The organism is Roseateles sp. P5_B10 (genome assembly GCF_056400485.1).
The window spans coordinates 1-863 of the sequence record NZ_JBFULE010001370.1; the positions used below are offsets into that span (position 1 = coordinate 1).

An 863-nucleotide genomic window follows, 5' to 3' on the forward strand; every position below is an offset into this window, starting at 1 on the left:
ACTGGGCTCTCTGCCGCTGTCGTCTCTGCCGACGAGTTCACGCCTTGATGCGCCTCGGCAAACTGTTGCAAATGCCACTTCTCTGTCAGGGAATGTGACAGCTGGATGACTTCGACGCGGTCAAGAGGCATTTGAAGCGTCAGCCACCTGCTATTCGTTGCTCCCATGGCTTCGAATAACGAGTCAGAGGAAGAAGCGAGCCGCTCCGCGCAAAGCACGATCTGAACTCTGGGATCAATTGCCCAAATTTGGGGGGCTATTTCGACCGCTGTCCATGCCTTCGTTTGAGAGGCGYCTATGAATACCAAGGTATAAGGTTGTGAGGCCAGCAGGGACTGCTGCATAAGGGCAAGGCTGTCGGGGGTGTCGCGGGCGCAGTCCAGTTCGAATTTCCCTTGCGCATGGGCATCTTCGACCAACATGTTGCGAAAGGCGCCGTGAGTGTCGGGATTGCTGTCCACGACGAGAATACGGCCCTTGTTTGGGGCAGGCCATGTTTTCATGATGGGTTGCCTTGCATGAAGTGGCTTCAGATATCGGACACTGGCACTTCGGCTTGCGTTTTTGTCTGTCGCACGGGCAGCGTGACGCGAAACGTGGTGCMTTGACCCACGACACTTTCCACGTCGATGCGGCCGTGGTGTTTCTGCACGATGCCGTAGGACACCGATAGCCCGAGCCCCGTGCCTTTGCCAACGGGCTTGGTGGTGAAGAAGGGCTCGAAAATATGCTTGAGCGTGTCGGGTGGTATGCCAGTGCCCGTGTCGGCCACCTCCATCCACACGTGCGCCCCTTCGGCTCCCGTTCGAATGGCGATGCGGCCACGTTTTTCACCAATGGCGTGAGTCGCATTGACCACAAGG

The 863-nt window shown here is 57.5% G+C and carries 1 protein-coding gene and 1 pseudogene; both read right to left on the reverse strand.

Annotated elements, in window-relative coordinates; genetic code table 11:
• A pseudogene (locus AC1DU6_RS33385) lies at window positions 1-503 on the reverse strand (hypothetical protein); the annotation flags it as partial.
• 26 nt (window positions 504-529) lie between these two features.
• Window positions 530-863, reverse strand: a 334-nt coding sequence (locus tag AC1DU6_RS33390; RefSeq protein ID WP_477862634.1) for a sensor histidine kinase, incomplete at its 5' end; no start/stop codon positions are given.